At 65.9% G+C, this 19,897-nt stretch carries 26 protein-coding genes and 1 other RNA gene; 18 read left to right on the top strand and 9 right to left on the bottom strand.

Translation table 11 applies throughout. The features are described from left to right. Positions 1 to 108: 108 nt before the first annotated feature. A complete protein-coding gene (locus JIP62_RS05295) occupies positions 109 to 1,779 on the top strand; it encodes a lytic transglycosylase domain-containing protein (RefSeq protein ID WP_201103859.1) in 1,671 nt (556 codons plus the stop codon). Between the two features lie 3 nt (positions 1,780 to 1,782). Here JIP62_RS05295 and JIP62_RS15230 read toward each other — a convergent pair whose 3' ends face one another. Together JIP62_RS15230 and JIP62_RS05300 are read right to left on the bottom strand one after the other, a co-directional pair. Next, complete coding sequence (locus JIP62_RS15230; protein WP_269145470.1) at positions 1,783 to 1,908, bottom strand: hypothetical protein; 126 nt, start codon at positions 1,906 to 1,908, stop codon at positions 1,783 to 1,785. A gap of 96 nt (positions 1,909 to 2,004) precedes the next feature. Beyond that, the gene (locus JIP62_RS05300) at positions 2,005 to 2,646 is read right to left on the bottom strand and encodes a glutathione S-transferase family protein (RefSeq protein ID WP_201103860.1); all 642 of its coding nucleotides are present in this window, start codon (positions 2,644 to 2,646) and stop codon (positions 2,005 to 2,007) included. 68 nt (positions 2,647 to 2,714) lie between these two features. Between JIP62_RS05300 and purB the strand changes: the two genes are divergently transcribed. From purB to JIP62_RS05325, 5 genes are all read left to right on the top strand, one after another. Continuing rightward, on the top strand, positions 2,715 to 4,016 hold the full coding sequence (gene purB / locus JIP62_RS05305; RefSeq protein WP_201103861.1) for an adenylosuccinate lyase: 1,302 nt from the start codon (positions 2,715 to 2,717) through the stop codon (positions 4,014 to 4,016). After that, positions 4,016 to 4,747, top strand: a complete 732-nt coding sequence (locus tag JIP62_RS05310) for a 2OG-Fe(II) oxygenase family protein (RefSeq protein WP_201103862.1) — start codon at positions 4,016 to 4,018, stop codon at positions 4,745 to 4,747. The genes purB and JIP62_RS05310 overlap by 1 nt, the downstream gene beginning before the upstream one ends. Continuing rightward, positions 4,744 to 5,256 (top strand): DNA-deoxyinosine glycosylase, encoded by a 513-nt coding sequence (locus JIP62_RS05315; RefSeq protein ID WP_201103863.1) that lies wholly within the window; start codon positions 4,744 to 4,746, stop codon positions 5,254 to 5,256. Before JIP62_RS05310 ends, JIP62_RS05315 begins: the two co-directional genes overlap by 4 nt. A 130-nt stretch (positions 5,257 to 5,386) precedes the next feature. After that, complete coding sequence (locus JIP62_RS05320) at positions 5,387 to 6,016, top strand: fasciclin domain-containing protein (protein WP_201103864.1); 630 nt, start codon at positions 5,387 to 5,389, stop codon at positions 6,014 to 6,016. 212 nt (positions 6,017 to 6,228) lie between these two features. Next, a complete protein-coding gene (locus JIP62_RS05325) occupies positions 6,229 to 6,801 on the top strand; it encodes a fasciclin domain-containing protein (protein WP_201103865.1) in 573 nt (190 codons plus the stop codon). Positions 6,802 to 6,852: 51 nt separating this feature from the next. Here JIP62_RS05325 and JIP62_RS05330 read toward each other — a convergent pair whose 3' ends face one another. Continuing rightward, positions 6,853 to 7,176 (bottom strand): DUF1476 domain-containing protein, encoded by a 324-nt coding sequence (locus JIP62_RS05330; protein WP_201103866.1) that lies wholly within the window; start codon positions 7,174 to 7,176, stop codon positions 6,853 to 6,855. Between the two features lie 276 nt (positions 7,177 to 7,452). Between JIP62_RS05330 and purC the strand changes: the two genes are divergently transcribed. From purC to JIP62_RS05360, 6 genes are all read left to right on the top strand, one after another. Then, positions 7,453 to 8,211, top strand: coding sequence for a phosphoribosylaminoimidazolesuccinocarboxamide synthase (gene purC, locus JIP62_RS05335; RefSeq protein ID WP_201103867.1), 759 nt, complete (start codon positions 7,453 to 7,455; stop codon positions 8,209 to 8,211). Positions 8,212 to 8,213: 2 nt separating this feature from the next. After that, a complete protein-coding gene (purS, locus tag JIP62_RS05340; protein WP_201103868.1) occupies positions 8,214 to 8,453 on the top strand; it encodes a phosphoribosylformylglycinamidine synthase subunit PurS in 240 nt (79 codons plus the stop codon). Between the two features lie 37 nt (positions 8,454 to 8,490). Continuing rightward, positions 8,491 to 8,955, top strand: a complete 465-nt coding sequence (locus JIP62_RS05345; protein WP_201103869.1) for a YbhB/YbcL family Raf kinase inhibitor-like protein — start codon at positions 8,491 to 8,493, stop codon at positions 8,953 to 8,955. Positions 8,956 to 9,006: 51 nt separating this feature from the next. Next, positions 9,007 to 9,669, top strand: a complete 663-nt coding sequence (gene purQ, locus JIP62_RS05350; RefSeq protein ID WP_201103870.1) for a phosphoribosylformylglycinamidine synthase subunit PurQ — start codon at positions 9,007 to 9,009, stop codon at positions 9,667 to 9,669. Positions 9,670 to 9,754: 85 nt separating this feature from the next. Beyond that, positions 9,755 to 10,462, top strand: a complete 708-nt coding sequence (locus JIP62_RS05355) for a hypothetical protein (protein WP_201103871.1) — start codon at positions 9,755 to 9,757, stop codon at positions 10,460 to 10,462. Between the two features lie 4 nt (positions 10,463 to 10,466). Beyond that, complete coding sequence (locus JIP62_RS05360; RefSeq protein ID WP_201103872.1) at positions 10,467 to 11,099, top strand: MalM family protein; 633 nt, start codon at positions 10,467 to 10,469, stop codon at positions 11,097 to 11,099. 11 nt (positions 11,100 to 11,110) lie between these two features. Here JIP62_RS05360 and JIP62_RS05365 read toward each other — a convergent pair whose 3' ends face one another. After that, entirely contained in the window at positions 11,111 to 11,296 is a 186-nt protein-coding gene (locus tag JIP62_RS05365) for a hypothetical protein (protein ID WP_201103873.1), read from the bottom strand. A gap of 130 nt (positions 11,297 to 11,426) precedes the next feature. On the opposite strand from JIP62_RS05365, the gene JIP62_RS05370 reads away from it, so the two are divergent. The 6 genes from JIP62_RS05370 (at position 11,427) to JIP62_RS05395 (ending at position 17,454) form a co-directional block, all read left to right on the top strand. Beyond that, the gene (locus JIP62_RS05370) at positions 11,427 to 12,236 is read left to right on the top strand and encodes a hypothetical protein (RefSeq protein ID WP_201103874.1); all 810 of its coding nucleotides are present in this window, start codon (positions 11,427 to 11,429) and stop codon (positions 12,234 to 12,236) included. A gap of 61 nt (positions 12,237 to 12,297) precedes the next feature. Beyond that, positions 12,298 to 14,496, top strand: coding sequence for a phosphoribosylformylglycinamidine synthase subunit PurL (gene purL, locus JIP62_RS05375; protein WP_201103875.1), 2,199 nt, complete (start codon positions 12,298 to 12,300; stop codon positions 14,494 to 14,496). After that, the gene (locus JIP62_RS05380) at positions 14,493 to 14,870 is read left to right on the top strand and encodes a hypothetical protein (protein WP_201103876.1); all 378 of its coding nucleotides are present in this window, start codon (positions 14,493 to 14,495) and stop codon (positions 14,868 to 14,870) included. Before purL ends, JIP62_RS05380 begins: the two co-directional genes overlap by 4 nt. Before the next feature lie 2 nt (positions 14,871 to 14,872). Continuing rightward, entirely contained in the window at positions 14,873 to 15,226 is a 354-nt protein-coding gene (locus JIP62_RS05385; protein WP_201103877.1) for a DUF305 domain-containing protein, read from the top strand. Positions 15,227 to 15,448: 222 nt separating this feature from the next. After that, positions 15,449 to 17,020, top strand: coding sequence for an alkaline phosphatase D family protein (locus JIP62_RS05390; protein WP_201103878.1), 1,572 nt, complete (start codon positions 15,449 to 15,451; stop codon positions 17,018 to 17,020). Between the two features lie 71 nt (positions 17,021 to 17,091). Next, positions 17,092 to 17,454, top strand: a complete 363-nt coding sequence (locus JIP62_RS05395) for a DUF1428 domain-containing protein (protein ID WP_201103879.1) — start codon at positions 17,092 to 17,094, stop codon at positions 17,452 to 17,454. 9 nt (positions 17,455 to 17,463) lie between these two features. Here JIP62_RS05395 and JIP62_RS05400 read toward each other — a convergent pair whose 3' ends face one another. From JIP62_RS05400 to JIP62_RS05420, 5 genes are all read right to left on the bottom strand, one after another. Continuing rightward, positions 17,464 to 18,288 (bottom strand): TIGR00282 family metallophosphoesterase, encoded by an 825-nt coding sequence (locus JIP62_RS05400; RefSeq protein ID WP_201103880.1) that lies wholly within the window; start codon positions 18,286 to 18,288, stop codon positions 17,464 to 17,466. 6 nt (positions 18,289 to 18,294) lie between these two features. After that, the gene (locus tag JIP62_RS05405; protein ID WP_201103881.1) at positions 18,295 to 18,858 is read right to left on the bottom strand and encodes a 5-formyltetrahydrofolate cyclo-ligase; all 564 of its coding nucleotides are present in this window, start codon (positions 18,856 to 18,858) and stop codon (positions 18,295 to 18,297) included. 40 nt (positions 18,859 to 18,898) lie between these two features. Continuing rightward, positions 18,899 to 19,060, bottom strand: a non-coding RNA gene (gene ssrS, locus JIP62_RS05410) — 6S RNA. Between the two features lie 126 nt (positions 19,061 to 19,186). Further along, entirely contained in the window at positions 19,187 to 19,513 is a 327-nt protein-coding gene (locus JIP62_RS05415) for a cell division protein ZapA (protein ID WP_201103882.1), read from the bottom strand. Beyond that, positions 19,513 to 19,764: a hypothetical protein gene (locus JIP62_RS05420; protein ID WP_201103883.1), complete on the bottom strand. Its 252-nt coding sequence runs from the start codon at positions 19,762 to 19,764 to the stop codon at positions 19,513 to 19,515. Before JIP62_RS05420 ends, JIP62_RS05415 begins: the two co-directional genes overlap by 1 nt. Positions 19,765 to 19,897: the final 133 nt, after the last annotated feature.

The raw sequence follows: 19,897 nt of genomic DNA on the forward strand, positions 1-19,897 counted from the left end.
TTCCGACCCGCCGGGGGGCGTGGCACTGTTTCTGCCTGCCGACCGCAAATGAGACGTGCGAGGCCCAATTCGAGACGGGCCGATATGCCGCCAAAGGGGCCGCCATTGATGATGACGAGACTGCGCGCCCTGGCCGCGACCGGCACCGCGGTTTCCCTGGCAATGGTGCTGGGACTGGCATCGCCTGCCCTGGCCCAGACGGCCGCGCGCAGCGTGCCGCGCGCCCTCAGCAGCGCGGATCGGCTCAGCTACACCACCGCCTTTGACGCGATCCGCCGAGGCGATCTGGACGCCGCGCGCGAGGCGGCCCGGCAGGCCCAGGACCGCGTCCTGCTGGGGCAGGTCGAGTTCGAGCGCCTGTTCCATAACGACCATGTCGCCACCTATGAGGAACTGGTCGCCTGGCTCGAGGAATACTCCGACCTGCCGGATGCGCCGCGCGTCTATCAGTTGGCCATGCGGCGACGCCCCGACGGGGCGGCTGAGCCGCGAAGGCCGTCCGGGGCCAACGGCCGCGTCTGGAACCGGCGGCCCTCACCCGGTGGCGGGGCCATGCCGGACGATCCGACCAAGGCGGCCCGGATCGCCTACAATGCCGATGACCTGACCGGCGCCTATGCCATGGGGGTCGAGACCGGCGACTGGTGGACGGCGGGGCTGGCGGCCTGGCGGCTGTCGTCCTGGGACGATGCCTTTCGCGCCTTCCAGCGTGTCGCCGAAGATCCGACCGAGGACCCCTGGGTCCGCTCTGCCGGGGCCTTCTGGACGGCGCGCGCCGCCGGACGATCAGGGCGGCAGGATCAGGTTCAGCCCTTCCTGCGCCTGGCCGCCCGCTGGCCTGCCACCTTCTATGGCCAGATTGCCATGCGGCAACTGGGCGAGGAGCCGGTAATCGAGAATGCCGGGCCGGTCCCCTATCAGGCCACCCGAGCGGTCGCCTATCGCCCGGAGGCCGAGGAAGAGATCGATCAGCGCGAGCTGGAGGCCTTCGTCCGCGACGATCCGCGCGCCCGCCGCGCCGTCGCCTATTATGAGATTGGCCGACGCGACGAGGCCGAGACCGAACTGCGAACCGGATTCCGCACAGCGGTCGACGACGGCGCACGGCGGCTGTGGCGAGGACTGACCGGGGCCCTGGGCCTGAGGCGCACCAACGCCCACCGCCAGGCAGAACGCATCGATGCCGAACACTATCCGATGCCCGACCTGCAGCCCGAGGGCGGCTTCGTGATCGAGCGGGCCCTGGTCTATGCGATCGCCCGCAAGGAGACGAACTTCAACGCCGGAGCGCGGTCGGGTGCCGGAGCGTATGGGATGATGCAGGTGATGCCGGCGACGGCGGCGGAAATGACCGGGGATCGGGGCTTCATCACAGATCCGAGCAGGTTGCTGCAGCCTGCGGTGAACCTGCGCTTGGGCCAGGGCTATGTCGCCCGGGTGCTGGCCATGCCGGTGATGGAAGGCGATCTGCTGCGCGCTGCCGCCTCCTACAACGCCGGCCCCGGTCCGATGATCGGTGCCATCCGCAAACTGGGTCCCGATGCGGACCCGCTGCTGCTGATCGAAACGATCGATGTGCCCCAGGCACGCGACTATGTCGAAAAGGTCGTCGCCGCCTATTGGATCTATCAGCGGATGATGGGCGGCCCGCTGCATACTCTGGATGCGGTGGCGTCCGGTGCCACGGCCATTCCGATCAGCCTGGACTATGTTCCGCCGCCCCCGGCACCGCTGTCGCTGCCGGCCATCATCGCCACTGCCCCCGAGCCCGAGAACTGATCGTCAGATCAGACTGGACAGCAACAGCGCCGACAGACAGCACGACACCAGGATGCCCACAGCCACGGACACGACCGAGGGCTGCGGGGTGGCGGCCTGATCCTGAGCGGTGTTGAGTGGGCGGTCCATGACGAGCTTCCGGAAAGGGTCTGCACCCTCAATCCGCTGACCCTGCGCCCGTTCCCTTAAAACCACGTTCTGCGATTAAGTTAACGCCGGTGTGGCTCAGGCGTCACGGCCCCATTCCAGGAAGTCAGGCTGTTCCAGCAGGGTCGCCACATAGGCCGCCGCAACCCCATCGCTGTCGCCATGCTCGGCCAGATCGATGCGATAGTGGCGGATGCGCGCGGCCACCGGGGTGAAGAAGGCATCCGGCACTGACCACGCCCCAAACAGATAGGAACCGCCCTGACCGAACCGGGCACGCATGGTGCGGAAGATCTCGACCAGCCGGATCACTTCCTGCCGCACCGCATCGTCGCTCGGAGGATCGGCCCGGTCTGGCCCCACCATGGAATGCTCAGGCCCCATGGCGCACACGGTCCGAAGCGCTCCGAAGCCCGCGTGCATTTCGCAGGCCACCGATCGGGCCAGCCAGCGGGCATGGGCATCGGCGGGCCACAGCGGGACATCGGGAAACCGCTCGGCGCACCAGACGGCGATGGCCATGGAGTCCCAGATGGTCTCACCGTCGACCTTCAGCACCGGCACCTTGCCCGTGGGGGAGTGTTCGGCAATCCGCGCCGCCGTATCCGGCTGGTTCAGGGCGACGACGACCTCGTCGAAGGTCGCCCCGCACCGCTTCAGCACCAGCCACGGGCGAAGGGACCAGGTCGAATAAGCCTTGTCACCGATCACCAATTCCATCGCGCCCTCCTGAAATGCCGTCACGGCATTCCTTGACAGATTCGGCGGCGAAAGCCTTTAGGAGCCCCATGATCAGCCGCTATGCCCGCCCCGACGCCGTCGCCCTGTGGTCGCAGGAGACCAAATATTCGATCTGGTTCGAGATCGAGGCCCATGCCGCGACCAAGATGGCCGAACTCGGCGTCATTCCGACCGAGGCCGCCGAGGCCATCTGGGCCAAGGGCAAGGACGTCGTCTGGAATGCCGATCGCATCGACGAGATCGAGCGCACCACCAAACATGACGTCATCGCCTTCCTGACCCATGTGTCCGAGACGGTCGGCGAGGAAGCGCGCTTCCTGCACCAGGGCATGACGTCCTCGGACGTGCTGGACACCTGTTTCTCGGTCCAGCTGGCCCGGGCCTCGGACATGCTGGTGGTCGGCATCGACCGCGTCCTGGCGGCGCTGGAGAAGCGGGCGACGGAGCACAAGTTCACCGTCTGCGTCGGCCGCAGCCATGGCATCCACGCCGAGCCGGTCACCTTCGGCCTCAAACTGGCCGGCTATCATGCCGAGTTCCAGCGGGCTCGCCGCCGCATCCTGGCCGCGCGCGAAGAAATCGCCACCTGCGCCATCTCCGGCGCGGTCGGCACTTTTGCCAACGTCGATCCGGCGGTCGAAGCCTATGTCGCCGAAAAGATGGGCCTGACCGTCGAGCCCGTTTCGACCCAGGTGATCCCGCGCGATCGCCACGCCGCCTTCTTTGCCGCCCTGGGCGTGATGGCCTCCTCCGTCGAGCGGCTGGCCGTCGAGATTCGGCACCTGCAGCGCACCGAGGTGCTGGAGGCCGAAGAGCCTTTCGATCCCGGCCAGAAGGGGTCGTCGGCCATGCCGCACAAGCGCAACCCCATCCTGACCGAGAACCTGACCGGCCTGGCGCGCCTGGTCCGCTCCGCCGTCGTCCCGGCCATGGAGAACGTGGCCCTCTGGCACGAGCGGGACATCAGCCATTCCTCGGTCGAGCGCGGCATCGGACCCGATGCCACAATCCATCTGGATTTTGCGCTGCACCGGCTGGCTGGCGTGGTCGAGCGGCTGCAGGTCTATCCGGCCAATATGGAAAAGAACCTCAACCTGCTGGGCGGTCTGGTTCACTCGCAACGTGTGATGCTGGCACTGACGCAGGCGGGCGTGTCACGCGAAGACGCCTATGCCGCGGTTCAGGAGAACGCCATGAAGGTCTGGCGCGGCGAGGGCCGCTTCCTGGACTTCCTGAAGGCTGACGCCCGGGTCACCCTGCCCCATGACCAGCTCGAGGCCCTGTTCGACCTCGGCTATCACACCAAACATGTGGACACCGTGTTCGCCCGGGTCTTCGGTCACGGCTGATGAGCCAGGCCCCCCTCCGGCTTAATCCCGATCTGGACATTGCGGCAGCCGCTGCCGCCTATCGCCGCGATGGATGGGTGCAGGTTCCGGATATCTTCACGCCGGAGACGGCGGGATTCCTGGCCGAGCTTCTGGAGGCCCGAATAGACTGGGACCTGGCATTTCAGGGGGAGGACGGACGCCCGGCCGTGCTGGGGCGCAAGGAGATCGTCGGTCAGGGCGAGGCTGCGCTGCAACAGCGACTGCGCCGGATGATGACCCAGGCGGGATCGGGCTATGGCTTTCTCTATCTCGCCTATCCGCTGATCACGGCCTATCTCGCCGGTCGCGATCCCGGGCACCCGGTCCACGGGCTTACGGAGTTCCTCAACGCCGACTTCGTCCGGCTGACCACGGCGATCACCGGACGGACGGACATCGTCAAGGCGGACGGCCAACTGACCCGCTATCGTCCCGGCGACTTCATCGGCCTGCACAACGATGTGGGATCGGAGGCCAGCGACCGGCTGGTGGCCTATACCCTGGGACTGACGCGCCAATGGCGTGCGGACTGGGGCGGTCAGCTGCTGTTTCACGATGCGGCGGGCGATGTGATCCGTGGCCACGCCCCGCGCTGGAACACCCTCACGCTCTTCAGCGTGCCACAGTATCATTCCGTCGCCCCCGTCGCGGCCTATGCGCAGGCCCCTCGCCTGTCGGTCGTCGGCTGGTTGAGGAATGCGGGACGATGATCTCGCCGGGGCCGGGTCCTCGGACCGGCTTCCGCCCGATCGCCGGGCCGGGGACGCGGGTGCTGATCCTGGGGAGTCTGCCCGGAGAGGCGTCGCTGGCGGCCGGTCAGTATTATGCCCACCCGCGCAATGACTTCTGGCGGCTTATGGGTCCGGTGATCGGACGCGATCTGGCACCGATGCCCTATGCAGAGCGCCTCGAAGCGCTGGCGGAAGCTCATGTCGGCCTGTGGGATGTCATCGCCTCGGCAGAGCGGCAAGGCAGTCTGGACAGCGCAATCAGAACGCCCCAGGCGGCCGATCTGCGCGGACTGGTCGGGCAGCTGGCGGCATTGCGCGCCATAGGCTTCAACGGGGCCAAGGCTTCGGCGCTGGGGCGCAAGGTGCTGGACCCTGTCCCGTCATCCCTGGCCCTGCTGACCCTGCCCTCGTCCAGTCCCGCCCATGCCCGGCCCTTGGCCGAGAAGGCCAGAAGCTGGGGCGCATTGACCGGCTTCCTGGTGGACTGAAAGTCACGCCGTCGTCACCTGCGGTCACATGTCGCGCCGCTTTTCGTGATGGTCGGCGCATCCATTCCGGCGCTGAGCAGTAGTTGCACCATGCCGCGCGTTTAAGCGGTCAAGCTCAGGAAACGCATCCATGTCCATTCTCCGTACCCTCGGCCTCGCCTCCGTATCCGCTGCCGCGATGATCGCCGTCGCCGCCTGCACCCCCGCGGCCGAAGAACCCGCGACCACCGACGCCGCCTCGACCGAAGGGGCCATGGCTCCGGCCGCCGCCTCTACGGACCCGGTCGTCGGCGGTGCTGCCATGAGCCCGAATGAAACCATCGTCGCCAACGCCTCGAAGGCCTCCAACCTGACCACCCTGGTCAGCGCCGTGACCGCGGCCGATCTGGTCGAGACCCTCAGCGGCCCCGGTCCGTTCACCGTCTTCGCGCCGGACAATGCGGCGTTCGAAAAGATCCCCGCCGCCACGCGTGAAGGCCTGCTGGCCCCCGCCGGCAAGGCCGACCTGACCAAGATCCTGACCTATCACGTCGTGCCCGGCCGCATCACCGCGGCTGACCTGACGTCGCAGATTCAGGCTGGTGGCGGCACGGCTCGCCTGACCACGGTCGAAGGCGGCACTCTGACGGCAACGGCCGGTGCCAACGGCTCGGTCATCCTGACCGACGAAGCGGGCGGCACCTCCACGGTGACCCAGGCCGATGTCATGCAGTCGAATGGCGTGGTCCACGTCATCGACACGGTCGTGATGCCCAACTGATCCAGCGATTCGGAGCGGCCGCCCGACTAGGCCGCACCTTTAGATCAGTTTGACGAATAGCCGCCGCCCGCGAGGACGGCGGCTATTTTTTTCGACCTAAGCTGTTGAATATGAACGATATTTAACCTCGGACCCATCATCTTTCGGCTCGCAACGGCGTAGCTTGTTGGCGTCACCGATCCCGGCGGCGCAGTCCCGAACAGGAGCGCCTCATGTCTCTTTCGACTGTCTTCAAGACCACGGCCCTGGCCGCCGCTGCCACCCTTTGCCTTGGTGGCGCCATCGCCCAGGCGACGCCGTCTCCGGCCAGCCATACGGCCACCCATGATCGTCACGCGCGCACCATCGTGGCGGTGGCCGCAGGCGACAGCCGCTTCTCCACACTGGTGGCCGCCGTTCAGGCTGCCGGATTGGTGAACACCCTCAACGGGTCTGGGCCCTTCACCGTCTTTGCGCCCGTCAACGAGGCCTTCGATGCCCTTCCGCAGGGTGCGGTCGAGGGACTGCTGCAGCCACGCCAGCGGGATCGGCTGGTCCAGATCCTGACCTATCACGTCGTCGCCGGCCGGATCAGCGCGGCTGACCTGGCGACCGCCGTGCGCGTCGGCAACGGCCGTGCAACCCTGACCACGGTCGAAGGTGGCGAACTGGTGGTGACCGCCGCAGGGCGTGGGCGGCTGCGCCTGACCGACGCCGCCGGCGACCATTTCGACATCGTGGTAGCGGACGTCGCGGCGTCCAACGGCGTCATCCACGCGATCGACGGAGTGCTGATGCCGCACTGAGGCGGACAGCGGGGGTCGCGGCAAGCTGCGGCCCCCGTTTGGCTGGTGGGTTTATTCGCCCGCGCGAATCTGATCGCGGGCGATGGAGCCGAACTCGTCCATCTTGCGGCGGATCTCGCTTTCGCGAATCTCCAGACCCGAACCTTCAAAGTCGCCGGCGACCTTGCGGAAGACGTCCTCGTCGCCCGGCTGGTCGAAGTCGGCGCGCACGACGGCAGAGGCGTATTGCTCGGCGCTTTCGGCGTTCAGGCCCATCTTCTCGGCCGCCCACAGGCCCAGCAGCTTGTTGCGGCGGGCCATGGCCTTGAACTCTTGCTCCTGATCGAGGGCAAATTTGGCCTCATAGGCCTGTTCCCGATCATCGAAGGTGGTCATGGACGGTCTTCAGCTCCAGTCACGGTTCGCGCACCACGCGACCCAAGGGCTTCGTCTATAGCCGGGCTGCGGACGAACGCAACATGACTTCGCCTGACACCAGCGACGCGGGGCGTTTGTGTCGCGGGCCTGCTTCAGCTAGGGTGAAAGCGACCCTATTTAACCGACCGCCGATTCCGGATCGCGCCGCCAGCACACCACCGGCCGCGCGATTTTTGTTTCTGGCAAACCTGACTTTTCCCCTCTGGGACCCGACCCGGAAACGACCAGAAGACCATGAACGCCAAACGCAAGAAGCTCTACGAAGGCAAGGCCAAGATCCTTTACGAAGGTCCCGAGCCCGGCACTCTGATCCAATATTTCAAGGACGATGCCACAGCTTTCAACGGCGAGAAGAAGGCTCAGCTGGAGGGTAAGGGCGTCATCAACAACCGCATCAGCGAGTTCGTTATGAGCCGCCTGAACGGCATCGGCGTCACCAATCACTTCATCAAGCGGCTGAATCTGCGTGAGCAGCTGATCCGCGAGGTCGAGATCATCCCGCTGGAAGTGGTGTGCCGTAACGTCGTCGCCGGTTCACTGGCGACGCGCCTGGGTCAGGAAGAGGGCACGCCCCTGCCCCGTTCGATCATCGAATTCTATTACAAGAAGGATGAGCTGAACGACCCGATGGTGACCGAAGAGCACATCACCGCCTTCAACTGGGCCTCGACCCAGGAGATCGACGACATCCTGGCCATGACTGTGCGGGTCAACGACTATCTGTCGGGCATGTTCGGTGCCGTCGGCATCACTCTGGTGGACTTCAAGATCGAGTTTGGCCGCATCTGGGAAAACGATTTCTCGCGCGTCATCCTGGCCGACGAGATCAGCCCCGATTCCTGCCGCCTGTGGGACACGACCACCGGCGAGAAGATGGACAAGGACCGGTTCCGCCGCGACCTGGGCAATGTGATCGAGAGCTATGCCGAGGTGGCGCGCCGCCTGGGCATCATGAAGGATATGCCGACGGTGATTCAGGGCGGGTTGCACTGACGATGACAAAGACGGTCAAGGTTCACATCTTCCTGAAGCCCGGCGTCCTGGACGTGCAGGGCAAGGCGGTCGAAGGCGCGCTGAACGGCCTGGGCTGGCCTGGCGTCGCCAATGCGCGGGTCGGCAAGCTGATCGAGTTCGACTTCGACGGCGAAGGCGACCCCCAGGCCGAGGTCAAACGCATGTGCGAAACTCTGCTGGCCAATACGGTGATCGAATCCTATCGGATCGAGATCGGCTGAAGATCGTTAGGTGCCTGAACTCGATACGGAGCGTTCCATGACCTTCACCCTGACCTCCAACGACATCACCGACGGCGGGGTCCTGCCGGATGCGCAGGTTCAGGCCAAGGGCGATACCTCGCCCCATCTGGCATGGTCAGGCGCGCCTGAGGGCACCAAGAGCTTCGCCATCACTTGCTATGATCCGGACGCGCCGACGGGCTCGGGTTTCTGGCACTGGACCGTGGCCAATATTCCGGCCGACGTCAGCGAAATCCCGACCGGGGGCCCGGTGCCTGCCGGGGCGGTCGAGGGTCGGACCGACTATGGCGCGCCCGGCTTCGGCGGGGCAGCACCGCCGCCGGGGCATGGCCCACACCGCTATATCTTCACCGTCTTTGCGGTGGACGTGGAACAACTGGACGTGACGCCGGACAATTCCGGTGCCGTGTTCGGGTTCAACCTCTTCTTCCACACCCTGGCCAAGGCCACGATCACCGCGACCTATGAGAACAAGGGCTGAGGCTCGCCTCGCCCCTGACATCGGCCGCGAACCCTGCTAAACGCCCGCGCCATGAGCGCAGCCGTCATCGTCTTCCCCGGATCCAACTGTGATCGCGACTGCAAGGTCGCGGTCGAACGCTCCACTGGCGAGCGGGTCGAAATGGTCTGGCATCACGAAACGTCCCTGCCCTCCGGGCTGGACCTGATCGTCCTGCCGGGCGGCTTCTCCTATGGCGATTATCTTCGCTGCGGTGCCATGGCAGCGCAGTCGCCGGTCATGCAGGCCGTCAAGAAGGCCGCCGACGACGGGGTTGCCGTGCTGGGCATATGCAACGGCTTCCAGATTCTCTGCGAGGCGGGGCTGCTGCCGGGCGCACTTCTGCGCAATGCAGGTCTGAAATACGTCTGCAAGCCGATCAGCCTGACCGTCGCCAACCCCAACACCCGCTTCACGGCCGGCTATCAAGGCCAGGATGAGGTCGTGATGACCCAGGGCAATGGGGACGGAAACTATTTCGCAGATCCCGAGACCCTGGCCCGCATCGAGGGCGAGGGGCAGGTCGTCTTCCGCTATGTCGACAACCCCAACGGCTCAGTGGCCGATATTGCGGGGATCCAGAACGCGCGCGGAAACGTCCTGGGCATGATGCCCCACCCGGACCGGGCCTTCGAGGCTGAACTGGGTTCGGCGGACGGCGCGGTCCTGTTTCGATCGATCTACGCAGCGGCCTGAATTTCCTCGTTTTATGACAGAGCGCGCGATTGACAGGCGCGAAAGCTCGGGCTCAACCTCCCTCAAATCCTATGGGGGGAAGTCAGTGTTCAAGAAAATTGTCGGAGCCCTCGCGCTCCTTTCTGTTGCCGCCTGCGCGTCGCCTTACGTCGCCACGCCCTATGATCGGGCTACGGCAAACGTCCGCACCATCACCATCATCGACGATGCCGGCGCTCCTGAAGCGATAGCCTATGAGGTCGCTTCGATGGGCTCCAACTTCGGCCTGATCGGGGCCCTGGTCGATGCCGGTATCCAGGCCGAGCGGCAGGGTGCCGTCAACCGGGCCCTGGACAGCGTCACCTTCGATGGCGAAGCGGTCTTCGAGCGCCGGCTGTCCGAGCGCCTGACCGCCAATGGCTATACCGTCAGCACGCAATCGGATTCGGCCCGGCCCAAGCGCGCCTTCCTGGTCAGCTACCCGACCGCCAATGGCACCACCGACGCCTATATGGACGTGGTGATCGACCATTACGGCTATCTGTCCGCCGGAGCCTTCCAGCCCTTCCGTCCGTCCGTGGTGGCTCAGGTTCGACTGGTCAGCGCCGCCGATCCGTCGGTGATCCTGATGGACAACCGCATCGTCTATAACGGCATGACTTCTGCGGATGCGGGCGTGATCACCCTGTCGCCGAACCCGGCCTACGTCTTCCAGAACCGTGAGGAACTGCTGGCGGACCCGGCTCGTATGGCGGCGGGTATCGAAGACGCCCTGAAGCAGGTGGCCGACACGGCTGCCCAACTGCTGAGATAGGCCGATGCGCGCAATCCTGCCGATCAGCGCTACCCTGTTTCTGGCGGCCTGCGTCACCGTCGAGCCGCCGGCTATGCCCGTGCTGGAGTTTTCGGCGGTAGACTGCACCGATGCGCCCGACCTGACCCAGGCCATCAGCCTGACGCCGAAAAAGGAAGCCGCCGTGCATGTCGTGGCCGCGCCGATCGGTTCGGCGTCGGCCTGCTTGGCGCGACCGGACCTGCGAACCGCCTATGTCCTGTTCGAGATTCCCTCAGACCACGCTGACAAGACCTTGACCGTCGGCGGCCAGTTGGAAGCGTTGCGCGTCCTGTCACCGCATGTGGAAACCCTGGACGCCCAGGGTCAGACGGTGCGGCGCTTCGCGGATGACGAGTACATGTATCGCGGCCCGAACTTTTCGGTGCTGTTCCGTCCGCGTGAAACCGAACAGTACGTTCTGGTGAGCCAGAACCCCGCCCGCGTTGGCCAGACCTACGACTCCATCGCCATCGGCGTGTCCACCACGACCTACTACACGGGCTACGGGGCGGCGAACTGGAACACCGGCGTCGACATGGCTCACTCGCGCACCTTCTCCTACGAAGGCATCGCCATGGTGACCGTCAACGACTCCGACACGGACGAGGAACAGTAGGCGCAGCCGGCTCAGGCATCGCTGGCGGGCGACAGCTGCTCGTCCGCCGGTTCGACCTTGGCGTCTTCGTCATCGCGCGATTTGACATCGCCCGGATCGCGCTGGGCGGCCATTTCGCGCGCGCCGATGCCCAGACCCTGTTCGCGGGCTCGGGTGGCCTCGATCTCGTCGGTTTCGAAAGTGGGGGTGTCGGCCATGAGGGTCTCCTGTCGGATGTGTCCCGACAGAACCGATGCCCCTTGTCGGGGTTCCAAGATGCCGCACAGATGAACCTTTGCCGTCGCCAGACGTATCTGCGGCCAAGATAGTTTCTGCCAAGGAAGCGCGATGTCCTCGATTCTCCGGCCCACACCCGCTCAAAGGACCCGCCGTCTGGTCGTCCTGGCCACGGCGGCCTTCGCCGTTGTGGTCGCCTATGGGCAGATGGGCTTGGGCCTGGGACAGACGGCCGCCGAGTTTTCGGCGGACAGCGACGCGACGCTCAAGGTGGCAGGCTGGGCCTTTTCAATCTGGGGCATCATCTACCTGGGTCTCTTGGCCTATGCGGTGCGTCAGGTTCTGCCGCAGACCGGCGAAAGCCCGATGATCAACCGGCTCGGCTGGCCGTCTGCTGCGGCGATGCTGGGCATCGGCTGGTGGATCATCGCGGCGGCTCTGGACTGGGAGATCGGCACGATTCTGCTGATTTTCGGCTCGGCCATCGTGCTGATTGTACCGCTGCTGCTCAATGCCGCCACGGTGCGGGCCCTGCCGCGCTGGGACCGGGACCGCTGGCTGGTGGTCTGGCCGCTCAGCCTGCTGGCGGGATGGCTGACGATTGCTGCTCCCGTCAATCTGCTGACGGTCCTGACCGGAAACGGCGACCTGCCCGCCGCGCTTTCGCCGACTCTTTGGGCGATCCTGGCCGTCGTCGTGGTGTCGGTTCTGGCCCTGGCGATCACGGCACAGCTGCGAATTCCCGCCTATGCCCTGCCCATTGCCTGGGGCCTGATCGGTGCCTTTGCCGCCGAACAGTCACGCAACCCGACCCTGGCCTTCGCCGCCCTGGCCGCCGCAATCGCTGTGATCGTGGGCACCGTCGTCTTGGTGCTGCGCCTTCGTGCCGGAGTAGAGAAGCCCCGCCCCTCGGAAACCTGAGGCCTAGGAATCCGGCGGCCGGTATTACGTTTTGGGCCGAGTCCCGCTAGAACCCGCGCCCATGAGCGCCACACAGAAGACCATCGCCGAACTGGCCGCCGAATACGGCCTGAGCCCCAGTGAATATCAGGTGGTCCTCGACCGCCTCGGCCGCGAGCCGAACCAACTGGAATTGGGCGTGTTCTCGGTCATGTGGTCCGAGCATTGCTCCTATAAGTCGTCCAAGATTCACCTGGGCAAGTTCCCGACCAAGGGCCCGCGGGTCATCTGCGGTCCCGGCGAGAATGCCGGCGTCATCGATATCGATGACGGCGACGCCTGCATCTTCAAGATGGAAAGCCACAACCACCCCAGCTTCATCGAACCCTATCAGGGCGCGGCGACGGGCGTGGGCGGCATCATGCGCGACGTCTTCACCATGGGGGCCCGCCCGGTGGCCCTGCTGAACGCTCTGCGCTTTGGCGACCCGTCGCACGAAAAGACCAAGCGGCTGGTCAAGGGCGTGGTCAGCGGCATTGGCGGTTACGGCAACTGCGTCGGCGTCCCGACCGTGGCAGGCGAGACCAATTTCCACCGCGGCTACAATGGCAACATCCTGGTCAATGCCATGTGTGTGGGCTTGGCCAAGGCCGACAGCATCTTCTATTCGGCCGCCCCGGGACCGGGCATGTCCGTGGTCTATTTCGGTTCGAAAACGGGCCGCGACGGGATCCACGGCGCGACCATGTCCTCGACCGAGTTCGACGACGAGTCGGAGTCCAAGCGCCCCACCGTCCAGGTCGGCGATCCCTTTGCCGAAAAGCTGCTGATCGAAGCCACGCTGGAGCTGATGGCCTCCGGTGCCGTGGCCGCCATCCAGGACATGGGAGCCGCAGGCCTGACCTCGTCTTCAGTGGAAATGGCCGGCAAGGGCGGCGTTGGCATCGAGCTGAACATGGACGCGGTGCCCCAGCGCGAAACCGGCATGACGGCCTATGAGATGATGCTGTCGGAAAGCCAGGAGCGGATGCTGGCGGTCCTGAAGCCGGGCCGGGAGCAGGACGGTTATCGCATCTTCGAGAAATGGGGCCTGGACGCTGCCGTCATCGGCAAGACGACCGAGACCGGCCGGCTGGTCCTGAACCATCACGGCCAAGTCGTCTGCGACGTGCCCCTGGCCCCGCTGTTCGACGATGCACCGCTGTACGATCGTCCCTGGGTCCAGCCCGAGCTTCACCCGCGACTGGCCCCCGCCGAGGTCCCGGCCCCGGACAACTGGGCCGATGCGGTGATGAAGGTCGTTGCCTGCCCCGACATGGCCTCCAAGCGCTGGATCTGGGAACAGTACGACCGCCACGTCATGGCCGACACCCTTCAGGATTCGGCCACCGGGGCCGATGCCGGCGTGGTGCGGGTTCATGGCACCGACAAGGGTCTGGCCGTCACCAGCGACTGCACCCCGCGCTATGTCCAGAACGACCCCTATGAGGGCGGCAAGCAGTGCGTGGCCGAGGCGTGGCGCAATCTGACGGCCGTAGGCGCGAGGCCCATCGCCATCACCGACAATCTCAATTTCGGCAATCCGCAACGGCCTGAGATCATGGGTCAGATCGTGCGCGCGATCGACGGCATGGCCGAGGCCTGCCGCGAACTGGACTTCCCGGTCGTGAGCGGAAACGTCAGCCTCTACAACGAGACGAACGGTGTCGCCATTCCGCCCACCCCTACCGTGGGCGGCGTCGGTCTTCTGCCCAACTATGACGTGGTCGCGGGCTTTTCGACCATGGTGGAGGGCGACCATCTGGTCCTGATCGGCGAGACCCATGGCGAACTGGGCGCCTCCATCTATCTGCGCGAGGTTCTGGGCCGCGAGGACGGAGCCCCGCCGCCGGTCGACCTGGCGCTGGAGCGAAAGACCGGCGACTTCGTGCGCGGGTTGATCGAGGCGGGCGAGCTGACGTGCGTTCACGACCTATCGGATGGCGGCCTGATCGGCGCGGCCGCCGACCTGGCCCTGGCCTCCGACGTCGGCATCGAGCTGGACGCCAAGAGCGAGACCCACGCCCATATCTTCCTCTTTGCCGAAGATCAGGCGCGCTATCTGGTGGCTGTGCCCGAGGCGGGCCCGATCCTGGATGCGGCGCGCGAGGCCGGGCTGCATGCGTCTGTCGTGGGCCGGGCGGTCGGTCGCGACTTCGGATCGCGAGACCTGTTCCACATTCCGCTGGAGCACCTGCGCGAATGGCACGAAGGCTGGATGCCCGGTTGGATCGGCGCGTGAGCCGCCTGGCGCTGGTGATCCTGTGCCTGACGGCAGCAGCCTGTGCCAGCGCGCCGACCGCCCCATCCACCGACACCACCGGCTGTGACGTCGAAGTCCGGTTCGGCAGCTATGCCATGGGCGTCGATCCGGACCTCAAACGTCGCATCCTGTCGATCGTCCAGAACGACCCCGACGTAGAGACATCCTCCGAAACACCATGGGGACGCGAGGGCGAATCCACCCTGTGCGTCGATCTGGACAGTGCTGCGGCGACCGATCGGCTGTATGGCCGGATCGAGGCCGTGATCCCGCCCTACAGCGACCGCGCGCCCACCACGGTCATCCACCGTGACGGTCGCAGCCACTCGGCCGTCACGCCCGGCAGGAGCTAGCCTTGAGATCGTCGATCAGCTTCATGCTTGCTCTGTCCATTCTGCTTCTCGGGGGCTGCGAGGGCGGTGGCGATCCTGTCGAACAGGCGGTACGCGAAGCCTCTGCCGCCCGCCATGCCGAGACCGTTCGCGACGGCGAGGTATCCGGCCCGGTTGCCCCCGCCGCGCCCCGCTCGTCTGCGGACGAGGCCTATATCGCCCAGATGACGACCCACCACGAGACCGCCATCGCCCAGTCCCGCCAGATCCTGGCCGGCTCGAACGACCCCGAGGTCCGCCGCCTCGCCCAGACCACCATCGAAACCAGCAGCATTCAGCTCAATCAGATGCGCGCGCTGCAGGCGGCGGCCAACTGACACGTCGTCTTCCGGTCGTCACTGGACCGGCTCAGCTTGCCCCACGGCTGACCCTGGATTCCTGCCCGGTGCTGAAAACCCTTGGCCCTGCTGCCGTTTGCGGCCCGACTTCACGACAACTCCGCGCTCGGCGCCTGTCAGGGCCGTCAGTCCGATCGAACTGACGCGTGACGACTGTCACATTTGCAGGTTAGGTCGGGCGCTTAGTCACAGGAGATCCGCATGAGCCCCTTCAACGCCCTGTCCCGTCGCGGTCTCCTGCTGGGACTGGGAGCCGGCGGTACCGTGCTCGGTGCCGGTCGCCAGGCCCTGGCCGACCCGATCTTTGCCGACTACCCCTTCCAGCTGGGCGTTGCGGCCGGTGATCCCCTGCCCGACGGCTTCGTCATCTGGACCCGTCTGGCACCCAAGCCGCTGGAAATCGGCAACGGCATGCCCTCTGCTCCCGTGCCGGTGAAGTGGGAAGTCGCCTCCGACGCCGGCTTCGGCACGGTGGTGCGCAGCGGCGAGGCCATCGCCCGCCCCGAACTGGCCCACGCCGTCCACGTTGAGGTCGAGGGACTGGAGCCCGGCCGTCCCTATTTCTATCGCTTCAATGCCGGGCGCGAGCGCAGCGCCACCGGCCGCGCCCGGACAGCCCCGGCCCTGGGTTCTGCCATCGCCTCTGCCCGCTTCGGCGTGCTGGGCTGCCAGGCCTATGAACAGGGTTTCTATACCGCCCACCGCAAGGCGGCCGAAGAAGAGCTCGACTTCATCTACTGCTACGGCGACTACATCTACGAAGGCCGCAGCAGCCGCGTTTATAACGGCTCGGGCGGCACCTCGGAGAATCCGCGCCAGCACTTCGGCGGCGAGATTTACAGTCTGGACGACTACCGTCGCCGCTATGCCCAGTACAAGATGGACACGGACCTGCAGGCCAGCCACGCCTCGGCCGCCTGGTTCGTCACCTGGGACGATCACGAGATCGACAACAACTGGGTCTCCGCCCTCGACCAGGACGGCGTTCCGCCGGAGATCTTCGCCCTGCGCCAGCAGGCCGCGATGCAGGCCTTCTATGAGCATATGCCGCTGCGCCGCTCGGCCTTCCCCCGCGGCTCGGCGCTACAGCTTTATCGCAAGGCATCCTGGGGCAGTCTGCTGGACCTGAACCTGCTGGATACCCGCCAATACCGCACCGACCAGCCCTGCAACGACCGCTGGGCCTCGGCTTGCGCGGGCGTGGATGCCGATACGGCCCAGGTCCTGGGTCAGGCTCAGGAGGCCTGGCTGTTCGAAAGCCTGAACCGATCCCAGGCGCACTGGAACGTTCTGGCCCAGCAGATCATGGTCATGGACCTGGACCGCAAGGAAGGGCCCGAGCCGGGCTACAACCTCGACACCTGGGCGGGATACCGCATTCCGCGCCAACGGCTTCTGCGCCACCTGCGCGACCGGCGGATCGGCAACACCGTGGTCCTGACCGGCGACGAGCATCAAAACTATGCCGGAGAGCTGTTCCTGGATGGGCGCGAGCCCGAGGGAGCGCCGATCGCGTCGGAATTCGTCACGACCTCGATCAGTTCGTCGGGCGACGGTCAGGATCAGCGCGCGGACGGCCGTCGCTATCTGGCGGACAATCCGTTCCTGAAGTTCAACAATGCCCAGCGCGGCTATGTCGTTTGCGACGTGACCGCCGAGCGCTGGCAGACGGAGTTCAAGGTGCTGGACAAGGTCTCCGACCGGGGCGGCACCCTCAGCACCAGAGCCAAGTTCGCCGTGGCCAGCGGCGATGCGAGGGTCGTGTCCGCCTGATTCCACATCCGATGTCGGAACGGAGCCGAGCCGTTCGTCCTTGGTTCGGAATCAACCCAGGGAGACCCAAGATGGCCTATGTCGACGGCTTCGTTCTGGCGGTGAAAAAGGACCGGCTGGACGAATACAGACAGATCGCATCCGACGCGGCGGACGTCTGGAAAGAATATGGCGCCCTGCGCACGGTCGAGGCGGTGGCCGAGGACGTGCCCTATGGCGAAGTCACATCATTCCCCCGCGCCGTTCAGTGCCAGGAGGATGAGGTGGTGATCTTCTCCTGGATCGAATACCCGGACAAGGAAACGCGCGACGCCTGCAATGCCAAGATCATGCAGGATCCCCGCATGAAGATGGACATGGTCAACGGTCCGATGAACGCTAAGACAATGATCTACGGCGGGTTTACGCCCATCGTGGACAATGCTGGCGACTGACGGCCTGGTTCAGGCAGCGACCGGCACGCTCTGGCTCAATCGCCCCCCCACCCGGATCGGCTCGATCCGGGTGGCCAGGCCGGTCTTGTCGTCGGTCTCGACATAGACGCCGCATACGGTCGCGGGTCCGTGCGCGGGCGAATAGCGCCCACCCGACAGGCGGGTCGTGAAGCGCCGCAGCGGCTCTTCCTTCTCGTTGCCGATCACGCTGTCATAGTCGCAGCAGCCGCCGGCATCGGTCTGATAAGCCGTGCCGCCGGGCAGGATCTGAGCATCGGCGGTGGGCACATGGGTGTGGGTCCCCACGACCAGACTGGCGCGTCCGTCGCAGAAGTGACCCATGGCCATCTTTTCGCTGGTGGCCTCGGCATGAATGTCCACGATCACGGCATCGGCGGCGATCCCCATGGGACAGGCGGCCAGTTCGCGCTCCACCGCGCCGAACGGATCATCGACCGCATCCATATGGACGCGTCCCAGCACGTTCATGACCAGCACCATCTTGCCGCTCTGCGTCTCGAACAGATTGGCCCCTGCCCCCGGCGCATCCATCAGCCGGGGATAGTTGGCCGGGCGGATCAGGCGCGGCTCGCGCACGATATAGGTCAGCGCCTCGCGCTGGTCCCAGCTGTGGTTGCCAAGGGTCAGGCAGTCCGCCCCGGCCATGAACAGTTCCTTGGCCGTATTCTCGGTGATGCCGAAGCCCCCGGCCGCGTTCTCGGCATTGACCACCACGAAATCCAGGCCCAGCTCACGCCGCAGACGCGGCAGATGATCGCTGATGCCGTCGCGGCCCGACTTGCCGATCACATCTCCAAAGAACGCTAGTCGCATGGCACCTCAGACTTTCCGCGCCGGGATATAGCCGCTCTCGGTCAGAATGCCATCCAAACCCTGATCGTGGGCCTCGATCGGCAGGCGATCGAGGCGCTGTCCCGCATAGGCCAGACCGATAGCCAGAACCGCCGTGCTGCGACGAAGCTGAGCCAGCGTCCGATCATAGTGGCCACCGCCCTGCCCCAGCCTCGCTCCCGTATTGTCAAAAGCCAGCAGCGGCACGAGGACTAGGTCAGGCACCACCGTATCCGCCAATGGCAGAGGGGACGGGCATCCCGCCAGATCGGGCTCAAGGGGATCCCCCGGTGTCCAGCGGCGAAAGATCATCGCCTCATCCCGCCGGACGACGACGGGAAGGCTGAGCCGGTGCCCCTGTCGCAACAGGGCTTGGGCGAGAGGCGCGACGTCCATCTCCGAGCCCATGGCGCGATAGACGGCAACCTCGCGCCCTGGAGGCAGGGAGGCTGCGTGGTCCGCGACACGACCGGCGGCATCGGGACTGGCATCGGAGAGGTTGCGGCGCAGGGCACGCATCTGTGCGCGAAGAACCGTCTTGTCGGAGGTCATCGCGCGCTCATTGCTCGCCACAGGGCGTTGGATCAGGGTGGCGGGTGCCGCGAGAGCCGTGAAGGTCGGTTTGATCCTCTCGAGCCTGGATAACCAGGTGGGCGCCATATACCCGGGCCCTCGAGCCCAGACAGGGACAGCTCCCTTCGAGTGAATTAAGGCCGCGAGGATATGTTGCCTTCGACGAGAGCCGCAGCGACCCGCCGTCGATCAAGATAGGCGCTCCGGTGACCACCGACAATGCTGTCTGTCCCCTTCCCATGCGCGATGATGGGGAGGGGTGCGAGCAGCCCGGCGGCCGGGAGGTTCTGATGGCGAGGAGGAGGCCTCAGAGCGAGAGCACAATCTTCTCGAGACGGGCCGCGACCGCGTTCAAGGCCTCGGCGACGCCCGCTTCCGCCCCGGCTCCATTGAGGACGACAGGTGCCGCTGCGGGCGGCCCGGACACCGCCAGCTTCGCCTCATGCAGTTCGTCCGCCAGCAGCAGGCCCGCCATCAGGAACAGTCGCAGGTCGCCGACATGACCGACCTCGCCCGCCACCTGACGCACATGGGCGTCGAACTGTCCCGCCAGACTGCGGACGCGATCTTCCTGACCGTCGGCACAGCCGACAGCATAGGGGCGCCCGTTGACCTCGACCGTTACCGTGGCCATCAGGCGCGCTCGCTCAAGATGTGGCGGATTTGTTCAGCGGCGTCGGCCAGCGCCTGCGACGCCTGCTGCCCTGCAGCCTCCAGTTCCGCGACGCGACCGTCATCGGCAGCCGCTGTGCGCACGGGCGCGAACAGGTCGTCGTCCCCCACCGTTCCGGCACCGGCCGCGCGCGCCTTCAGCTCCAGCATCTTGCGCTCAAGCTTCGACAGGGCCTTGTCGATCCGGTCTTTGGCGGCACTGACAGCGTCCATCGGGCTCGCATCCTCCTTGAATCCGTATAGAACCCGCCCACGCGCTGCGGTAAAGCGCCGCCGCACCCCTTTTTCCGATGACCGACGAAAGAATTCCCGTGTCAGACGCCAAGACCGCCCCCCACAAAGTCAC

Origin of the sequence: Brevundimonas vitisensis (assembly GCF_016656965.1) — a bacterium.
Taxonomy (GTDB): domain Bacteria; phylum Pseudomonadota; class Alphaproteobacteria; order Caulobacterales; family Caulobacteraceae; genus Brevundimonas; species Brevundimonas vitisensis.

What these genes read in the sequence shown, in the direction of transcription:
- JIP62_RS05295 (WP_201103859.1), top strand. Translation starts at nt 109, where the DNA reads ATGATGACGAGACTGCGCGCCCTGGCCGCGACCGGCACCGCGGTTTCC.
- JIP62_RS15230 (WP_269145470.1), bottom strand. Translation starts at nt 1,908, where the DNA reads ATGGACCGCCCACTCAACACCGCTCAGGATCAGGCCGCCACCCCGCAG.
- JIP62_RS05300 (WP_201103860.1), bottom strand. Translation starts at nt 2,646, where the DNA reads ATGGAATTGGTGATCGGTGACAAGGCTTATTCGACCTGGTCCCTTCGC.
- purB (WP_201103861.1), top strand. Translation starts at nt 2,715, where the DNA reads ATGATCAGCCGCTATGCCCGCCCCGACGCCGTCGCCCTGTGGTCGCAG.
- JIP62_RS05310 (WP_201103862.1), top strand. Translation starts at nt 4,016, where the DNA reads ATGAGCCAGGCCCCCCTCCGGCTTAATCCCGATCTGGACATTGCGGCA.
- JIP62_RS05315 (WP_201103863.1), top strand. Translation starts at nt 4,744, where the DNA reads ATGATCTCGCCGGGGCCGGGTCCTCGGACCGGCTTCCGCCCGATCGCC.
- JIP62_RS05320 (WP_201103864.1), top strand. Translation starts at nt 5,387, where the DNA reads ATGTCCATTCTCCGTACCCTCGGCCTCGCCTCCGTATCCGCTGCCGCG.
- JIP62_RS05325 (WP_201103865.1), top strand. Translation starts at nt 6,229, where the DNA reads ATGTCTCTTTCGACTGTCTTCAAGACCACGGCCCTGGCCGCCGCTGCC.
- JIP62_RS05330 (WP_201103866.1), bottom strand. Translation starts at nt 7,176, where the DNA reads ATGACCACCTTCGATGATCGGGAACAGGCCTATGAGGCCAAATTTGCC.
- purC (WP_201103867.1), top strand. Translation starts at nt 7,453, where the DNA reads ATGAACGCCAAACGCAAGAAGCTCTACGAAGGCAAGGCCAAGATCCTT.
- purS (WP_201103868.1), top strand. Translation starts at nt 8,214, where the DNA reads ATGACAAAGACGGTCAAGGTTCACATCTTCCTGAAGCCCGGCGTCCTG.
- JIP62_RS05345 (WP_201103869.1), top strand. Translation starts at nt 8,491, where the DNA reads ATGACCTTCACCCTGACCTCCAACGACATCACCGACGGCGGGGTCCTG.
- purQ (WP_201103870.1), top strand. Translation starts at nt 9,007, where the DNA reads ATGAGCGCAGCCGTCATCGTCTTCCCCGGATCCAACTGTGATCGCGAC.
- JIP62_RS05360 (WP_201103872.1), top strand. Translation starts at nt 10,467, where the DNA reads ATGCGCGCAATCCTGCCGATCAGCGCTACCCTGTTTCTGGCGGCCTGC.
- JIP62_RS05365 (WP_201103873.1), bottom strand. Translation starts at nt 11,296, where the DNA reads ATGGCCGACACCCCCACTTTCGAAACCGACGAGATCGAGGCCACCCGA.
- JIP62_RS05370 (WP_201103874.1), top strand. Translation starts at nt 11,427, where the DNA reads ATGTCCTCGATTCTCCGGCCCACACCCGCTCAAAGGACCCGCCGTCTG.
- purL (WP_201103875.1), top strand. Translation starts at nt 12,298, where the DNA reads ATGAGCGCCACACAGAAGACCATCGCCGAACTGGCCGCCGAATACGGC.
- JIP62_RS05390 (WP_201103878.1), top strand. Translation starts at nt 15,449, where the DNA reads ATGAGCCCCTTCAACGCCCTGTCCCGTCGCGGTCTCCTGCTGGGACTG.
- JIP62_RS05395 (WP_201103879.1), top strand. Translation starts at nt 17,092, where the DNA reads ATGGCCTATGTCGACGGCTTCGTTCTGGCGGTGAAAAAGGACCGGCTG.
- JIP62_RS05400 (WP_201103880.1), bottom strand. Translation starts at nt 18,288, where the DNA reads ATGCGACTAGCGTTCTTTGGAGATGTGATCGGCAAGTCGGGCCGCGAC.
- JIP62_RS05405 (WP_201103881.1), bottom strand. Translation starts at nt 18,858, where the DNA reads ATGACCTCCGACAAGACGGTTCTTCGCGCACAGATGCGTGCCCTGCGC.
- JIP62_RS05415 (WP_201103882.1), bottom strand. Translation starts at nt 19,513, where the DNA reads ATGGCCACGGTAACGGTCGAGGTCAACGGGCGCCCCTATGCTGTCGGC.
- JIP62_RS05420 (WP_201103883.1), bottom strand. Translation starts at nt 19,764, where the DNA reads ATGGACGCTGTCAGTGCCGCCAAAGACCGGATCGACAAGGCCCTGTCG.